The 16,215-nt window shown below is 69.7% G+C and carries 11 protein-coding genes and 3 pseudogenes; 4 read left to right on the top strand and 10 right to left on the bottom strand.

Annotated features, from left to right (window positions below; genetic code table 11):
• Positions 1-196 precede the first annotated feature (196 nt).
• The 3 genes and pseudogenes from AB5L52_RS44840 to AB5L52_RS44830 all read left to right on the top strand — a co-directional run.
• A pseudogene (locus AB5L52_RS44840) lies at positions 197-768 on the top strand (cytochrome P450); the annotation flags it as partial.
• Between the two features lie 101 nt (positions 769-869).
• Positions 870-1,742 carry a formyltetrahydrofolate deformylase gene (purU, locus tag AB5L52_RS44835; protein ID WP_369368738.1) on the top strand — a complete coding sequence of 291 codons (873 nt, stop codon included), beginning with the start codon at positions 870-872 and terminating at the stop codon, positions 1,740-1,742.
• Between the two features lie 88 nt (positions 1,743-1,830).
• A complete protein-coding gene (locus tag AB5L52_RS44830) occupies positions 1,831-2,628 on the top strand; it encodes an IclR family transcriptional regulator (RefSeq protein ID WP_369368737.1) in 798 nt (265 codons plus the stop codon).
• 82 nt (positions 2,629-2,710) lie between these two features.
• Here AB5L52_RS44830 and AB5L52_RS44825 read toward each other — a convergent pair whose 3' ends face one another.
• The 10 genes and pseudogenes from AB5L52_RS44825 to betA form a co-directional block, all read right to left on the bottom strand.
• The gene (locus AB5L52_RS44825; protein ID WP_369368736.1) at positions 2,711-3,190 is read right to left on the bottom strand and encodes a sarcosine oxidase subunit gamma family protein; all 480 of its coding nucleotides are present in this window, start codon (positions 3,188-3,190) and stop codon (positions 2,711-2,713) included.
• A pseudogene (locus tag AB5L52_RS44820) lies at positions 3,183-4,257 on the bottom strand (glycine cleavage T C-terminal barrel domain-containing protein); the annotation flags it as partial. The gene AB5L52_RS44825 and the pseudogene AB5L52_RS44820, both read right to left, overlap by 8 nt.
• Positions 4,258-4,278: 21 nt before the next feature.
• Positions 4,279-4,616 (bottom strand): annotated as a pseudogene (locus tag AB5L52_RS44815) (FAD-dependent oxidoreductase); the annotation flags it as partial.
• A 101-nt stretch (positions 4,617-4,717) separates the two neighbouring features.
• Positions 4,718-7,156 (bottom strand): FAD-dependent oxidoreductase, encoded by a 2,439-nt coding sequence (locus AB5L52_RS44810; RefSeq protein ID WP_369368735.1) that lies wholly within the window; start codon positions 7,154-7,156, stop codon positions 4,718-4,720.
• Positions 7,157-7,367: 211 nt separating this feature from the next.
• Positions 7,368-8,333: an ABC transporter substrate-binding protein gene (locus AB5L52_RS44805; RefSeq protein ID WP_369368734.1), complete on the bottom strand. Its 966-nt coding sequence runs from the start codon at positions 8,331-8,333 to the stop codon at positions 7,368-7,370.
• A gap of 13 nt (positions 8,334-8,346) precedes the next feature.
• A complete protein-coding gene (locus AB5L52_RS44800) occupies positions 8,347-10,323 on the bottom strand; it encodes an ABC transporter permease (protein WP_369368733.1) in 1,977 nt (658 codons plus the stop codon).
• Positions 10,323-11,414, bottom strand: a complete 1,092-nt coding sequence (locus AB5L52_RS44795; RefSeq protein ID WP_351029090.1) for a glycine betaine/L-proline ABC transporter ATP-binding protein — start codon at positions 11,412-11,414, stop codon at positions 10,323-10,325. The genes AB5L52_RS44800 and AB5L52_RS44795 overlap by 1 nt, the downstream gene beginning before the upstream one ends.
• Before the next feature lie 20 nt (positions 11,415-11,434).
• Positions 11,435-12,904, bottom strand: coding sequence for an aldehyde dehydrogenase family protein (locus AB5L52_RS44790; RefSeq protein ID WP_351029088.1), 1,470 nt, complete (start codon positions 12,902-12,904; stop codon positions 11,435-11,437).
• Between the two features lie 110 nt (positions 12,905-13,014).
• The gene (locus AB5L52_RS44785) at positions 13,015-13,569 is read right to left on the bottom strand and encodes a hypothetical protein (protein WP_369368732.1); all 555 of its coding nucleotides are present in this window, start codon (positions 13,567-13,569) and stop codon (positions 13,015-13,017) included.
• Positions 13,570-13,572: 3 nt separating this feature from the next.
• Positions 13,573-15,243 carry a choline dehydrogenase gene (gene betA, locus AB5L52_RS44780; protein ID WP_369368731.1) on the bottom strand — a complete coding sequence of 557 codons (1,671 nt, stop codon included), beginning with the start codon at positions 15,241-15,243 and terminating at the stop codon, positions 13,573-13,575.
• 152 nt (positions 15,244-15,395) lie between these two features.
• Here betA and AB5L52_RS44775 point away from each other — a divergent pair, with 152 nt between their 5' ends.
• Positions 15,396-16,193, top strand: a complete 798-nt coding sequence (locus AB5L52_RS44775; protein WP_369368730.1) for an IclR family transcriptional regulator — start codon at positions 15,396-15,398, stop codon at positions 16,191-16,193.
• Positions 16,194-16,215 lie beyond the last annotated feature (22 nt).

The following is a 16,215-nucleotide window of genomic DNA, read 5'->3' as shown; positions in this document are numbered from 1 at the left end:
CCGGTCACACCCCTAGAAGACAGGACGGGACGACGAAGCCCCCAGAACCTGGCCGACTCCGGAAGGCTCATCCCAACTCCGCAGGCACTGCTCAACGAGGGCGGCTTTGACGTCGTCACGCAGCAGCGGGCTCCTCCACAGGGTCGAAGGGGCTGGGGTCGGCCTTTGGCCATTTCCTCCTGGCTTCGTTCATTTCAAGCTGGTCAACGAAACACCGCGCGACGGAGCCCCGCTGACCGCGCAGGACTCCGACAACCACTTCCTGCTCCTGGTCGTGGCCGGCAACGAGACGACCCACACACCATCACCCACTCCATCCTCGCCCCCCTCCAGCACCCCGAGCAGCTCGCTCGCCTCCAGGAGGACCCCTCGCTCATCCCCACCGCGGTGGAGGAGTTCCTGTGCTGGGCGTCCCCCGTCTACCACTTCCGCCGTACCGCCACGCGGGACGTCGAACTCGGCGGCAAGCAGATCAAGGAGGGCGACAAGGTCGTCATGTGGTTCGCCTCCGGCAACCGCGACGAGGAGATCTTCGGCAACCCTTACGACTTCGACGTCGCCCGGCAGGACAACGACCACGTCACCTTCGGCAAGGACAGCCCACACTTGTGCCTGGGCAACCTGCTCGCCCGCACCGAGATCCGCATCATGTTCGAGGAACTGATCCCGCGCCTGGCGGACATCCGCCTGACCGGCGACGTACCCCGCGTCCGCTCCCGCTTCGTCAATGGCAGCAAGAGGCTGCCGGTCGAGGTGACACCGGACTGACGGCACTACCACACACCACCCCTTGACCAGTCGGCCATCCTGCCGAGACCATGTTGCGCATAACTCAAACAGTTGCGCATAGCGCACCGAGGGAGGATGCCGTGTCTCCTCGTCCGCAGCCCGGCCGCGAGTTCGTCCTCACTCTCTCGTGCCCCGACCGGGCCGGCCTCGTCCACGCCGTGACCACCTATCTCGTCGCCCACTCCGGCAACATCCTGGAGAGCCAGCAGTTCGACGACCGACTGCAGGACCGCTTCTTCATGCGGGTGCACTTCGACGTCTCGGACCCGGGCGTGTCGCTGGAGGATCTGCGCACCGGTTTCGGCCCGGTCGCCGAGGCGCACCGGATCACCTGGCAGCTGCACGACGCGTCGACCCCGACCCGCACCCTGATCATGGTGTCGAAGTTCGGCCACTGCCTGAACGACCTGCTCTTCCGCAAGTCCACGGGCGCACTCAACATCGAGATCCCGGCGATCGTCTCCAACCACCGGGACTTCGAGCCACTGGCGCAGAACTACGGCATCCCCTTCCACCACATCCCGGTGACTCGCCAGACCAAGGCGGAGGCGGAGGCCCGGCTGCTCCAGCTCGTCGAGGAACTCGACATCGACCTCGTGGTGCTCGCCCGGTACATGCAGATCCTCTCCGACGACCTGTGCAAGCGCCTCGACGGCCGGGCCATCAACATCCACCACTCCTTCTTGCCGAGCTTCAAGGGTGCCCGGCCCTACGTCCAGGCGCACGAGCGCGGCGTCAAGCTCGTCGGGGCCACGGCGCACTACGTCACGCCCGACCTCGACGAGGGCCCGATCATCGAGCAGGGCGTCGTCCGCGTGAGGCATTCGCACACCCCCGACGAGCTGGTCACCCTCGGCCGTGACGTCGAGGCCCAGGTGCTCGCACACGCCGTGAAGTGGCACAGCGAGAGCCGTGTGCTGGTCAACGGACACTGCACGGTCGTCTTCCGCTGACGGGGGCTCGGCAGGCGCGGCCGCCCCGTGGTATACCGGCTTGGCCGGAGCACCGGAACAACGGAGCGCCAGTGCGTATAGTTGCGCTATGAGCAACAGCGTTGCAGATGGCGAAACGGCAAGCTCCTCGGTCGGCGGCGTGCAGTCCGTCGACCGTGCCGTCAGCGTCCTGGAGATCCTCGCCCAGCGCGGCGAAGCCGGCGTCAGCGAAGTGGCCGCCGAGATCGACGTCCACAAGTCGACCGCGTTCCGCCTGCTCGGGGCGCTGGAGGCCCGCGGTCTGGTCGAGCAGACGGCCGAACGCGGCAAGTACCGGCTGGGTTTCGGAATCGTACGCCTCGCGGGCGCGGTCACGGGCCGGCTCGACGTCACCCAGCAGGGCCGCGTGGTGTGCGAGCGGCTGATAGAGGAGATCGGCGAGACCGTCAACATCGCGGTCCTGCAGGAGCATTATGCGGTCAACCTCTACCAGGTGCGCGGCCCGGGCGCGGTCGGCTCGCACAACTGGGTCGGGCAGCTGACCCCGGTGCACGCCACGTCCAGCGGCAAGATCCTGCTGGCCCACCTGCCGGCGACGGAGCGCGCCCGCGTCCTCGCGGCCGCCGGGCTGCGGAAGCTGACACCGCACACGCTGACCGCCAGGACGACGCTGGAGAAGAATCTCACCGAGGCCCGCGAGCGCGGATACGCGGTGACGCTGGAGGAGTTGGAGATCGGGCTGCACGCCATGGCGGCGCCGATCCGCGCCCGCGACGGCGAGGTCATCGCCGCCATCAGCGCCTCGGGCCCGGCCTACCGCTTCACCGAGGAGCGCCTCCACCAGCTGGCACCCGCGCTGATCAAGGGCGCGGCGGAGATCAGCCACCGGATGGGCTACCTGGGCTGATTCCTTCCCCGGGTAGCCGTGTGCCGCCTCGCCGATCCGCTGATCGGCGAGGCGGCACACGGCAGTCGTCAGACGGAGCCCGTCACACGCGGTACTCCACGGCCGCGTCCAGTAGCCAGTCGGCCACATAGCCGGCGAAACAGGACCGCACCAGGACCCAGAAACCCGCCCTGGTCTCGTCGCGGGCCAGAGTGGTCCGCTGGGCGGAGACGCCGGTGACCGAGACGTGCTCGTCGCCGGCCGCCGAACGGATCCGGCTCTCCAGGTCCCGCTGGGCGCCGGGCCGCCCCATCACGAGCCATTCGTCCGGGCCGAGCCACACCACGGTCATGTCCTCTGTGCGAACGGTGGTGTCGGGTTCCAGGGGCAGTTGGAACCCCAGGGCGAGTCCTACGGCGTCGGCGGCCGCGCTCTTGGCATCGACGCGGACGTTCACCTGGGCCAGGAAGGGGACTTCGGCCAGCCGGACCGCGCCCCCGGACGAGCGGGTCGCGGCGGCCAAGCGGTCGGCGACATGCGCCAGCGGGCTGCGCTGCCGGGCGAGCTGGGCAGTGTCAGCCATCGCGGCGGGCTCCCTCGGGGTCGTAGAGGACGGGACTGGCGACGGTCACCGGGAGCAGCCGGTTGCCGACGGGTACGTAGAGTCGTTCGCCGATGCGGTCCCGGCCGCCCTTGACCAGGGCGAGCGCGAAGGTCCGGCCGAGCGCCGCGCTGCGGTAGCTGGAGGTGACGTGGCCCCGCATCGGCACCGGCGGGGCGGGCAGTTCACCGTCGGCGACCACCTGGGTGCCCTCCGGGAGGAAGGTGGCCGGGTCCTCGGGGAGGAGGCCGACGAGGTGCTCGCGGTCGGGGCGGACGGTGTCGGCGCGGGCGTAGGAGCGCTTGCCGATGAAGTCGGGCTTCTTCTTCGACACCGCCCAGCTCATACCCAGGCGAACTCCCGCTGTGCGGCGGTGTCCCCGTACGGGGCGACGGTCACCGCGGTGGGGCGGGACCCGCCCTCCGTGCCGGTGACCGCGTGTCCGGCCAGCACCTCGATCCCGGCGGACCGGGCCCGCTCGGCCCACTCCCCCGGTTCGGGCCGGGTGTCGACGATCGCCGCGATGTCCACTCCCGCCGCCGCCAGGTCGAGCGCGGCGGCGTAGGCACTGTCGTTGGTGGTGAACACGACCGCGTGGCGTCCGGGCAGGACGGCGTAGCGGTGCAGGTACGTCCGGGCCGAGGTGGCCAGGATCACTCCGGGACGGTCGTTGTCGCCGAACGCGAGCGAACGCTCGTGGGCGCCAGTGGCGAGGACCACGCGCCGGGCGCGGATCCGCCAGACGCGCTCGCGGCAGGCGTACTCCGGGGCGTCGGCGCCGAGGTGACGGGTACGGCGCTCGACCGCCAGGAGGTGTGGTTTGTCGTCGTAGTGGCCGAAGACGGTGGTCCGGCGCAGGACCCGTACCTCGGGGGCGGCGTCGAGCCGTGCGCATGTCGCCTCCACCCAGTCGAGGTGTTCCCCGGTGCCGAGCAAGCTGCCGCCGGGTTCCGGCTGGTCGTCGGCGAGGATGACCCGCGCGCCGCTGTCCGCTGCCGCCGCGGCCGCGAGGCCGCCGGGCCGGCGCCGACGACCAGCAGGTCGCAGTGGCAGCAGCATGGTCGGGCTCCCTACTGGGCCACCGCGGCCGCGCCGTGCTCGTCGACGAGCGCGGCGGTGGTGAAACGGTCGAGCGAGAAGGGGGCGTTCAGGTGGTGAGGGGTGTCGTGGGCGATGGTGTGGGCGTAGACCCAGCCGACGCCCGGGGTGGCCTTGAAACCGCCGGTGCCCCAGTCGCAGTTGAGGTAGAGGTTGTCGACCGGGGTGAGGACGACGATGGGCGAGGCGTCGGGGCTGACGTCGACGATCCCGCCCCACGTGCGCAGCACATGGGGCGGGCGAACGCCGGGAACCGTTCCAGGGCGGCGGACGCCTGCTCCTCGATGATGTGGAACACGCCGCGCTGGGTCCCCCCGCTTGAGCGAAGTCAAGAGTGGGCGAGCGTGCAGATGCAAGGCGGAGGAGGAAGTCGACGCGGAGCGTCGGCCGACAGGATCCGCCGGACAAGCCTTAGCCACGAAGGCGGGACATGGTCGGGTCGAACAGGGGCTCCTCGGCCAGGACCGCCTCGACGCGCTGGTCGAAGTAGCCGATGTGCACGGTGGTGCCGGGGGTGGCGAGGTCGGCCGGAAGCCAGGCGTAGGCGATGCCCTTGCCGACGGTGTAGCCGTACGCCGCGCTGGTGACGTAGCCGACGACGCGGTCGCCGTCGTAGACCGGTTCCTTGCCCAGGACGACGGCCCGCGGGTCGTCGATGGTGAGGCAGGTCAGCTTCCGCCGTACGTCGGTCTTGCGTCGCTCCAGCGCGGCCTTGCCGAGGAAGTCGCCCTTGTCGAGCTTGACGGCGAAGCCGACGCCGGCCTCGTACGGGTCGTGCTCGTAGGTCATGTCGGTGCCGAAGGAGCGGTAGCCCTTCTCCAGGCGGAGGCTGTTGAAGGCGCCGCGGCCGGCGATGATGCCGCCCAGCGGCTCGGCGGCGGCCCAGAGGGTGTCCCACAGCTTCAGGCCGAGGTCGGCGGTGGTGTACAGCTCCCAGCCGAGTTCACCGACGTACGACAGCCGCATCGCCGTCACCGGGACGCTGCCGATGTGGGCGCGCTTGGCGCGGAAGTACTTCAGGCCGTCGCCCGAGAAGTCGGCGGCGGTGAGGGGTTGCAGGACCTCGCGGGCAAGCGGGCCCCACAGGCCGATGCAGCAGGTGCCGGGCGTGATGTCGCGGACCTGGACGGTGCCGTCGGCGGGCAGGTGGCGGGTGAACCAGTCGAGGTCGAGGTTGCCGTTGGCGCCGACCTGGAAGAGGTCGCGGGCGAGTCGGGCGACGGTGATGTCGCTGCGGATGCCGCCGTCGTGGTCCAGGAGGAGGGTGTACGTCACGGAGCCCACGGACTTGGCGACCTTGCCGGTGACCAGCCGCTCCAGGAAGTCGGCGGCGCCTGGGCCGCTGACCTCCAGGCGCTTGAGGGCGGTCATGTCGTACAGCGCGACGGTCTCTCGGGTGACCTGCGCCTCCGCGCCGACGATCGGTGACCAGTAGCGCGCCGCCCAGTCGTTGGGGGTGGGGATGGAGCGGCCCTCGACCAGCCTCGCGTTGGCCTCGTACCACTGGGGGCGCTCCCAGCCGTTCGCCTCCAGGAAGAACGCGCCGTGTTCCTGCTGGCGGGCGTGGAAGGGGCTGGTGCGGATCGGGCGGGGCGCGCCCGTCGGCTGGAGGGGGTGGACGATGTCGTAGACCTCGACGAAGTTCTGGCAGTCGCGGGCCAGGACGTACTCCGGGGACAGTTGGTGCGGCTCGAAGCGGTTGACGTCGCATTCGTGCAGGTCGAACGAGGAGCAGTGGCCGTCGACCAGCCATTCGGCGACGGCCCGGCCGACGCCGGCGGAGTGGGTGACCCACACGGCTTCGGCGACCCAGAAGCCCCGGACGTCCGGGGACGCGCCGAGCAGGGGGTAGCCGTCGGTGGTGAAGGAGAACAGGCCGTTGATGCCCTCCTCGACCTTGGCCTCGCGGGTCACGGGGAGCAGCGACTGGGTCTCCGTCCAGGCGTCCGCGAAGTCGTCCTCGGTGAACTTGAGGACGGAGGGCATCTGCTCGGCCTCGCCCACGGAGAGGATGTCGTCGGCGGAGACCGGCATGGGGCGGTGGCCGTAGTAGCCGATGCCGAGGCCGTCGTAGCGGTCGCGGTAGTAGAGGTCGGCGTCCTGGTGGCGCAGGATCGGGCGCACCGCCTCCTCGGTCTGGCCGGCGAGGGCGGGGACCGGGCCGGTCCAGGCGAGCTGGTGGGCGAGCGGGGTGAGCGGCAGGTTCATGCCGACCATGCGGGCGATCTTCGGGCCCCAGATGCCGGCGCAGCACACGACGATGTCGGCGGGCAGTTCTCCCTGGTCGGTCACCACGCTGGTGACGCGGCCCTCGCTCTGATGTACGTCGAGGACCTCGTGGCGGGCGAGGAAGCGCACTCCGCGTTCGGTGGCTCTGCGGATCTGGGCCTCGACGGCGAGGACAGCCTTGGCGAGGCCGTCGGTGGGGACGAGCATGCCGCCGAGAACACGGTCGCGGTTGACGAGCGGGTGCTTCTCCACGCACTCGTCGGGGGTCAGCAGGCGTGCCTCGATGCCCCAGGCGGTGATCCAGCCGTGGCGGCGGTGGAGTTCGGCGAGGCGCTCGGGGGTGGTGGCCACTTCGAGGCCGCCGACCTGGAGGAAGCAGGGCTTGCCGTCGACGTCGAGGGAGCAGAACTTCTCGACGGTGTAGCGGGCCAGCTCCGTCATGGTCTTCGAGGGGTTCGTCTGGAAGACCAGGCCCGGGGCGTGGGATGAGGAGCCGCCCGTGGCCGGAAGGGGGCCCTGGTCGACCACGGTCACTTCGGTCCAGCCGCGTGCAGAGATCTCGTCCGCCAGGGCCGCTCCCACGACGCCCGCTCCGATGATCACCACTCGGGGTCCCGCCATCGCCCAACCTCCGAACTTGAGACCGGTGCAGTTGCTTTTTACGCAACGTGATTCAGGCTGCGCAACTCAATGTGCCCGTCGTCGAGGAGGGGTGTCAAGGGGGCGGAGGACGTCGGAGAACGGGTCCCGGACACGGCGACGCCCGGCAGGCGGCGCGCATGTGTGCACACCGCCTGCCGGGCGTCCTGAGCTGCCCTTTCCTCGCCTCGTGCTACTTCAGCCAGGCGGCGACCTTGTCCTGGTTCGCGTCGACCCACTTCTTGGCCGCCGCGTCGTCCGACATCTTGTCCACCGCGATGTACTTGGCGACGGTGTTCTGGTCGTCGTTCGTCCAGTGGAAGTTCTTCACCAGGCTGTACGCCGGGCTGCCCGACTTCGCGAACTGAGCGCTGACGATCTTGTCCAGGTCGTACACGGGATAGTCGCAGGCCACCTTCGCCGCGTCGGCGTCGCAACCGGTCGTGTACGTCGGCAGGTTGACCTTCACGAGCGGCACTTCGGACAGGAACCACTGCGGCTCGTAGAAGTAGCCGATCATCCACTGCTTGTTCTTCTCGGCCGTCCGGTACGCCTGGATGAGCGCTGTCTCGCTGCCCGCGTACACCACCTTGAAGTCCAGTTTCAGGTTCTTGACCAGGGCCGCGTCGTTGGTGACATAGGACGGGTCCCCGTCGAGCAGCTGGCCCTTGCCGCCCGACTCCGACGTCTTGAACTGGTCGGCGTACTTGTTGAGGTTCTTCCAGTCGGTGATGTCCGGGTGCGCTTTGGCCAGCCACGGCGGTACGAACCAGCCGATGACGCCCTTGTTGCCCGTCGAGCCGGTCTCCACGGCGGTCTTCTGGCCGGTGATGTACTTCTTCTTCAGGTCGTCGTGGCCCCAGTTCTCCAGGACGGCGTCCACCTCGCCGGTCCCGAAGCCCTGCCAGGCGATCTCCTCCTTGAGGTCCTTCTTGTTGACCGTGCAGCCGCGGTTGTGCCGCGCGACGTACGCGACGACCGCCGCGTCCGCCTCGTAGCCCACCCACGGGTTGACGGCCAGGTTGAAGGTGCCGCACTTGCCGCCCGAGGCCTTCGAGCCCGCAGAGGTGCTGTCGCCGACCTTTGCTCCCGAGCAGGCCGTGAGGGTGAGGCCGAGGACGGCCAGGCCGGCCGCGCCGGCTCGCCAGTGTCTTGCCATGGTGTCGTGCTCCTTATGCCCCGGTGCGTCGCGCCGCAGCCTGAGTGATCCGGTCGAACATGACTCCCAGCAGTACGATGGCGAGCCCCGCCGCCAGCCCCTTGCCGTACAGCTGTCCCTGCGAGAACCCGGCCACGACGTCGTAGCCGAGGGCTCCGGCCCCTACGAGGCCGCCCACAACAACCATCGACAGCACGTAGATCAGACCCTGGTTGGTCGCCAGAGTCAGGGCGCTGCGTGCCATCGGCAGTTGGACCTTGGTGATGATCTGCCAGGTGTTGCACCCGGCCGAGGTGGCCGCCTCCACGGTCGTTTCGGGCACGTTGCGCACCCCGTCCGCGATGATCTTGATAGCGACGGGCGCCGCGTAGACGACGGCTGCGACGATCGCGGTGAACCGGGTGGCGCCGAAGAGGGCCAGGAACGGCACGAGATAGACGAACGGCGGCATGACCTGTGCGGCGTCCAGGGTGGGCCGCACCACCCGGTCCACGAGCAGGCTGCACCCCATCCACACGCCGAAGACGACACCGAACAGCATCACCAGCACCGTGGCCACGGCGGTGGAGGCAAGGGTCGTCATGCTGTCCGACCACACGCCCGTACCGACCAGCAGACCGACGCACACGGCGGCCGTCACCGCGGCCCACCGGCCGCCGAGCACCGCGCCGAGCGCGACCAGGGTGACGCCGACGAGCCACCACGGGGAGTCAGTGAGCAGCGTCTGGAACGGGTTGAGCAGGCCGTTGGTGATGACGTCCCGGAGGCCGTTGGTCAGGCCCGAGAGATGCTCCTGCAGCCAGGTGGTCGTGGTGTCGGCCGCGCTCGCGATATGACTGCCGGTGCTGCCGTTGCCGGGGAACTCGGCCGCCCAGACGTAGGTGTGGGACAGATAGACCAGGACGGCGACCGCGATCCCGCCCGTCGCCAGCAGCGGCCGGCGCCACTTCAGCAGGCTGCCGCGCGTGCGCCGGGCCGACTCGGTGCGCGCGGCCGCCGCCGTGGTGACCCGGTCGAGCACGATGGCCATGACGACGATGGCGAGACCGGCGTTGAAGGCGGTGCCCACGTCGAGGGACTGCAGGGCTTGGACGACGGTCTTGCCGAGGCCGGGCGCGTCGATCAGGGCGGCGATGGTCACCATGGCCAGGGCGGCCATGATGGTCTGGTTGACGCCCATGACGACCGTGCGTTTCGACATCGGCAGCAGCACTTTGACGAGTTGCTGCGTTCGTGTCGTGCCCATCGAGTTCGCGGCCTCGACGGTGGTCTCGGGCACCGAACGGATGGCGTGCGCGGTGATACGGATGGCGGGCGGTGCCGCGTAGATCACGGTGGTGATCACGGCGGAGGCCCCGCCGATGAGGAAGATCAGGGTCAGCGGGGCGAGGTAGACGAAGGTCGGCATCGTCTGCATGAAGTCCAGGAAGGGCCTCATGATCCGGTTGAACCGGTCGGACAGACCGGCGCACACGCCGAGCGGGATGCCGATGAGCAGCGCCACGAGGACCGCCGACAGGGTCAGCGCCAGGGTGTCCATGCTCTCCTGCCACAGGCCCTGCAGCCCGAAGAAGGTGAAGCCGGCCACGGCCAGCAGAGCGACCCGCCAGTTGCCCACGGCCCAGGAGACATAGCCGGTCAGAGAGATGACGCCGAGCCAGCCGATCTGCGGGACCGGACGGCCGCCGGTGGGCTGGGAGACCAGGGTCTGGACGAAGGTCACCAGGTTGTCGATGCCCAGCCGGATCTCGTTGAAGAAGTACAGGAAGATCGGGTTGGAGTTGCGGTTGGCCCCGATGCTGTCGTTGACGTCGTTCAGCCAGTGGTGCAGGCCGGTGAGGTCGGCCGCCGCGAGGGTCAGCGTCTGCTGGCCGCGCAGTACGGCGAAGAGCACCAGCCAGGCGATCAGGATCCCCGCCACCGCCATGGGGCGGCTGACCTTACGGCGCAGGGTCGCGACCGGCGCGGTCGCGTCGGCGGCGACGGCCATCACGCACCGCCTTCCTGCCCGGCGACGACGGAGAGGATCTCCTCGTCGCCGACGATGCCGAGCAGCTTGCCGCCCTCGACCACCTTGACCGGCTTCTCTGCCGCCAGCACCGCCCGGGTGGCCTCGCGCACGACGACGTCCGGACCCAACTCGGGCCCGTCGAGGGCGTCTTCGGGCCGGGGCGGGCGCATGATCCAGCGCAGGGTGAGCACGTCACCGCGCGGTACGTCCTTGACGAAGTCGCGTACGTAGTCGTCGGCGGGGGCGCCGACCAGTTCGTCGCCGGTGCCGCACTGCACCATCTTGCCGTCGCGCATGATCAGGATGCGGTCGCCCAGCTTCAGGGCCTCGGACAGGTCGTGGGTGATGAACACCATCGTCTTGCCGACCTCGTGGTGCAGGCGGATGACCTCGCTCTGCATGTCACGGCGAATCAGCGGGTCGAGCGCCGAGAACGGCTCGTCGAAGAAGAGGACGTCGGGGTCGCCGGCGAGGGCGCGGGCGAGGCCGACGCGCTGCTGCATGCCGCCGGAGAGCTGGTCGGGGTAGGAGTTCTCGTATCCGGCGAGGCCCACCAGTTCGACGACCTCAAGAGCCTTCCTGGTGCGCTCGGCCTTGCCCATGCCCCGGATCTCCAGGCCGAACGCCACGTTGTCGACGACCTTGCGGTGCGGCAGCAGACCGAAGTGCTGGAAGACCATGGAGAACTTGCTGCGCCGCAGTTCGCGCAGCCGCCCGGGGTCGGCGCCACGGATGTCCTCGCCCTCGAAGACGACCTCGCCGGCGGTGGGTTCGATCAGCCGGGTCAGACATCGCACCAGGGTGGACTTGCCCGAGCCGGACAGGCCCATGACGACGAAGACCTCGCCCGGCGAGACCTCGAAGTTCACATCCCGGACGGCGGCGGTGCATCCGGTGCGGTCCATCAGCTCGCGGCGGGTGAGTCCGCACAGCTCCCCGGAGTCCGGCACCTGGTCGGCCTTCGGCCCGAACACCTTCCACAGCCGGCGCACGGAGATGACCGGGGTGCGGTCCTGGAGGTCCTGGGACGTGTCGCGCCGCTGCGACACCTCGGTCTGGGCTGGGGTCACGATCGGCCTCTTTTCGGCGTTCAGCCGCGGAACCAGTGCTGCGGCCGGGGTTGGATGTTCTGCCAGACGTGCTTGGGCTCCCGGTATTCGTCGAGGCCCGTCGGCCCCAGCTCACGGCCCACGCCGGAGCGCCCGAAACCACCCCACTCCGCCTGCGGCACATAGGGGTGGTAGTCGTTGATCCACACGGTGCCGTGGCGCAGCCTGCGGGCGACCCGCTGCGCCTTGCCCGCGTCCTGCGTCCACACGGCCCCGGCGAGGCCGTACTCCGTGTCGTTGGCGATCCGCACGGCGTCGTCCTCGTCGTGGAAGCGCTCGACGGTGAGCACGGGGCCGAAGGACTCCTCGTGTACCACGCGCATGTCCTGGCGGCACTCGTCGAGGACGGTGGGCGGGTAGTAGAAGCCGTTCGCGAGTGCGGGGTCGTCGGGGCGTGCGCCGCCGCAGCGCAGTACGGCGCCCTCCGCGAGGCCCGCCGCGACGTACGCCTCGACCTTCTCCCGGTGCTGCGCGGAGATCAGCGCGCCGGTCTCGGCCTCGGCGTCGAAGGGCCCGCCCAGGCGGATCAGCCGGGCACGGCGTACGACCTCGTCCACGAAGGCGTCGTGCAGCGCGTCCTCGACGATCAGCCGGGCGCCGGCCGAGCAGACCTGCCCGGAGTGCAGGAAGACGGCGGTGAGCGCGAAGTCGACGGCGGTCTCGAAGTCCGCGTCGGCGAAGACGACGTTCGGGTTCTTGCCGCCGAGTTCCAGCGCGACCTTCTTCACCGTCGCCGCGGCGGTGGCCATGATGCGCTGCCCGGTCTGCAGGCCGCCGGTGAACGACACCATGTCCACGGCCGGATCCTCGGACAGCGGAGCGCCCGCCTCGGCCCCGGCGCCCAGGACCAGGTTGGCGGTCCCGGCCGGGAGGCCCGCCTCTTCGAGCGCCTTCATCAGCAGGATCGAGGTGGAGGGCGTGAGTTCGCTGGGCTTGAGGACGACCGTGTTGCCCGCGAGCAGCGCCGGGGCGACCTTCCAGGAGGCCTGGAGCAGCGGGTAGTTCCAGGGGGTGATCAGTCCGCAGACGCCGACGGGCTCGTATGTGACCCGGCTGAGGGCGTCGTCGCGGCCGGTGTCGATCACCCGCCCCGCGCTGGTGCCGGCGATACCGCCGTAGTAGCGGAAGCAGGAGGCGACGTCGGCGATGTCGTACTCGCTCTCGACCAGCCGTTTGCCGGTGTCGAGCGACTCGGCGCGGGCGATTTCCTTGGCGTCGCGTTCGAGGATGTCGGCGGTGCGCAGCAGCAGTGCGCCGCGCTCCCGCTCGGGGGTGTGCGGCCAGGGGCCGTCGTCGAAGGCGCGGCGGGCCGCGGCGATCGCCGCCTCGGTGTCGGGGCGGGTCGCCTCCGAGACCGTCGCGACGAGTGTGCCGTCCGCCGGACAGCGGATCTCCCGGTGGCCGCCGGCCACCGGATCCCGCCATTCTCCGGCCACATACAGATCTGCCATGCGCCGCGCCCTTCACCGAGAATTCGTTGCGCATTGTGCATTGCATTGCTTGTGGTGGAACACCCTGGCGGAATCGGCCAACACCGTCAAGGGGTCGGCCGAGGCCGATTTCACGCGTACAGCCGCTCCAGCAGGGCACGCCGCCAGCGTTCCGTCTCAGCGAGCTGATTGAAGGTGAACAGGTGCAGGCCGGCCACGGCCGCCGACGGCGCGGTGAACGCCTCCGCGCTGCGGGTGAGCAGCCTTTCCGGCGCGTATCCGCCGGGTGCCACGAACCGCAGAAGCCAGAAAGGGTGCCGGGCAAGGCAGCGCGTCGACTCCCCCACCCCGACCTTCGTCGCGATGGACAGCAGCTTCGCCCGCTGCACGGGCCCGGCAACGCCGGCGTACACGGGCAGGGCGACGTCACGGCGCCGGATCCGGGTGATCCAGTCGCCGAGCACGCGCGGGTCGAAGCACAGGTTGCTGACGATGTACGTGGCGTGCGTCCGCTTGTCCCACATCGGCTGGGTGAGGGCGAGCGTCGGCTCCAGCCTCTTGACCGGCGACGCCGTGACCGTCACCACGACGCCGCGGGGCACATGGGCGAGGACCTTCTCCTCCGTCGCCGGGAGCACCTCGTAGCGGATGCGGCCGAGCAGCGCCCGCAGCACCTGGGCGCCCACCGCCTACCCGGCCTGTTTCTGGGCGTCGCGGTGCCGGTAGTACGCGGCCTTGGACGGCGCCGGCGGCTCCTTGCCGAGGATGAGGTCGGCCGCCTTCTCGGCGATCATCATCGTCGGCGCGTAGATGTTGCCGTTCGTGACGTACGGCATCACCGACGCGTCCACCACACGCAGCCCGTCCAGTCCGTGCACCCGCATGCTCAGCGGGTCGACGACGGCCATCTCGTCGGTGCCCATCTTGCAGGTGCAGGACGGGTGCAGGGCCGTCTCGCCCTCCTTGGCGACCCAGGCGAGGATCTCCTCGTCGGTCTCGACGGAGGGCCCGGGCGAGATCTCGCCGCCGTTGTAGGGGGCGAGAGCGGGCTGGCCCAGGATCCCGCGGGCGATGCGGATCGCCTCAACCCACTCGCGGCGGTCCTGCTCGGTGGAGAGGTAGTTGAAGCGCAGCGCGGGCTTCTCCCGCGGGTCCGTGCTCTTGATCTTCACCGAGCCGATGGCGTCGGAGTACATGGGCCCGATGTGCACCTGGTAGCCGTGGCCGCCGGCCGGTGAGGAGCCGTCGTAGCGCACGGCGACGGGCAGGAAGTGGAACATCAGGTTGGGATACTCCACGTCCTCGTTGCTGCGGGCGAAGCCGCCGGCCTCGAAGTGGTTGGTGGCCGCGGGTCCCTTTCTGAACAGCCACTGCAGGCCGATGAAAGGGGCGCGCCACTTCGCCATGTACGGCTGCACGGAGACGGGCTGCTTGCAGGCGTACTGGACGTACACCTCCAGGTGGTCCTGCATGTTCTCGCCGACGCCCGGCAGGTCGTGGACGACGTCGATGCCGAGGGCGGACAGCTCGGTGGCGTTGCCGACGCCGGAGAGCTGGAGCAGCTGCGGCGAGTTGATCGCGCCGCCGCACAGGATGATCTCGCCGGCCCGGACCTGCTGGGGCGCGCCCCTGCCGCGCCGGTACTCGACACCGACCGCCCGCTTGCCCTCGAAGAGCACCCGGGTGACGAGGGCCCGGGTCGTGACCGTGAGGTTCGGCCGCTTCATCACGGGCTTGAGGTATGCCTTCGAGGCGGACAGCCGGCGCCCTCGGTGGACGTTGCGGTCGAACTTGGCGAAGCCTTCCTGCCGGTAGCCGTTGACGTCGTCCGTGGGTGCGTAGCCCGCTTCCTGGGTGGCCGCGAGGAAGGCGGTGAAGAGCGGATTCGTCGCCGGACCCCGTTCCAGGACGAGGGGGCCGTCGTGGCCGCGGAATTCGTCGTCCGGGTCGGCCGCGAGGCAGTTCTCCATCCGGCAGAAGTACGGCAGACAGTGGGCGTAGTCCCAGGTCTCCATCCCAGGGTCGGCCGCCCAGCGCTCGTAGTCCAGGGGGTTGCCGCGCTGGAAGATCATGCCATTGATGCTGCTGGATCCGCCGAGTACCTTGCCGCGGGCGTGGTAGATGCGTCGGCCGCCCATGTGCGGCTCGGGCTCGGACTCGTACTTCCAGTCGTAGAAGCGACTGCCTATGGGGTAGGTGAGCGCCGCGGGCATGTGGATGAAGACGTCCCAGGGGTAGTCGGAGCGGCCCGCCTCCAGGACGAGCACCCGGTTTCCGGGGTCGGCCGAGAGCCGGTTCGCCAGTGCGCTGCCGGCCGATCCACCGCCGACGATGACGAAGTCGTAGTGCAGAGGAGCCATGTGTCGCCTCGTCTCGCTCGCGCCGTCGTGATGCGCGGCATGCTAGTACGGGTATCGCATTGCGCACCAGGTTGCGAACAGCGCAACCTGTAAGATCTTTGTTCACATCGCGTTACGTGAAGCGCGTTGTTTACTGCGCGTATAGTTTCGTTATGAGCAACTACAGTCCGGATACCGGAACGAACGGGCCGCAGTCCGGCGGAGTGCAGTCCGTCGACCGGGCCATCAGCGTCCTCGAGATCCTGGCCCAGCGCGGCGAGGCGGGCGTGAGCGAGGTGGCCGCCGAAATCGATGTGCACAAGTCGACCGCGTTCCGTCTGCTGGGTGCCCTCGAGGCGCGCGGCCTCGTGGAGCAGTCGGGCGAGCGGGGCAAATACGCACTCGGCTTCGGCATCGTACGCCTGGCGGGCGCGGTCACGGGGCGCATCGACATCACCCAGCAGAGCCGGCCCGTGTGCGAGCGGCTGGCCGAGGAGATCGGCGAGACGGTCAACATCGCCGTGATGCAGGAGCACTACGCGATCAACCTCTACCAGGTGCGCGGCCAGGCCGCCGTCACCGCGCACAACTGGGTCGGCCAGCTGACCCCGCTGCACGCCACCTCCAGCGGCAAGATCATGCTGGCCCATCTGCCGACCAAGGAGCGCGCCGCGCTGCTGACGGAGGCGGGCCTGAAGAAGATGACCCCCCGCACGATCTCCTCGAAGGCGAAGCTGGAGAAGAACCTCGCCGAGGCCCGGGAGCGCGGTTACGCCTGGACGCTGGAGGAGCTGGAGATCGGGCTGCATGCCATGGCCGCGCCGATCCGTGACCGGGAGGGCCAGGTCATCGCGTCCATCAGCGCCTCCGGGCCGGCGTACCGGTTCACCGAGGAGCGCATGCACGAGCTGGCCCCGGTCCTCGTCAAGGGCGCGGAGGACATCAGCCACCGGATGGGATACCTGGGCTGAGCGCACACCGCACGACCGCCGT

The organism is Streptomyces sp. CG4 (assembly GCF_041080655.1).
In the GTDB taxonomy this organism is placed as follows: Bacteria; Actinomycetota; Actinomycetes; order Streptomycetales; family Streptomycetaceae; genus Streptomyces.
Note: the sequence above shows the minus strand (reverse complement) of the source record. Positions and strands in the feature narration are given on the sequence as shown.

What these genes read in the sequence shown, in the direction of transcription:
- AB5L52_RS44830 (WP_369368737.1), top strand. Translation starts at nt 1,831, where the DNA reads ATGAGCAACAGCGTTGCAGATGGCGAAACGGCAAGCTCCTCGGTCGGC.
- AB5L52_RS44825 (WP_369368736.1), bottom strand. Translation starts at nt 3,190, where the DNA reads ATGGCTGACACTGCCCAGCTCGCCCGGCAGCGCAGCCCGCTGGCGCAT.
- AB5L52_RS44810 (WP_369368735.1), bottom strand. Translation starts at nt 7,156, where the DNA reads ATGGCGGGACCCCGAGTGGTGATCATCGGAGCGGGCGTCGTGGGAGCG.
- AB5L52_RS44805 (WP_369368734.1), bottom strand. Translation starts at nt 8,333, where the DNA reads ATGGCAAGACACTGGCGAGCCGGCGCGGCCGGCCTGGCCGTCCTCGGC.
- AB5L52_RS44800 (WP_369368733.1), bottom strand. Translation starts at nt 10,323, where the DNA reads ATGGCCGTCGCCGCCGACGCGACCGCGCCGGTCGCGACCCTGCGCCGT.
- AB5L52_RS44790 (WP_351029088.1), bottom strand. Translation starts at nt 12,904, where the DNA reads ATGGCAGATCTGTATGTGGCCGGAGAATGGCGGGATCCGGTGGCCGGC.
- betA (WP_369368731.1), bottom strand. Translation starts at nt 15,243, where the DNA reads ATGGCTCCTCTGCACTACGACTTCGTCATCGTCGGCGGTGGATCGGCC.
- AB5L52_RS44775 (WP_369368730.1), top strand. Translation starts at nt 15,396, where the DNA reads ATGAGCAACTACAGTCCGGATACCGGAACGAACGGGCCGCAGTCCGGC.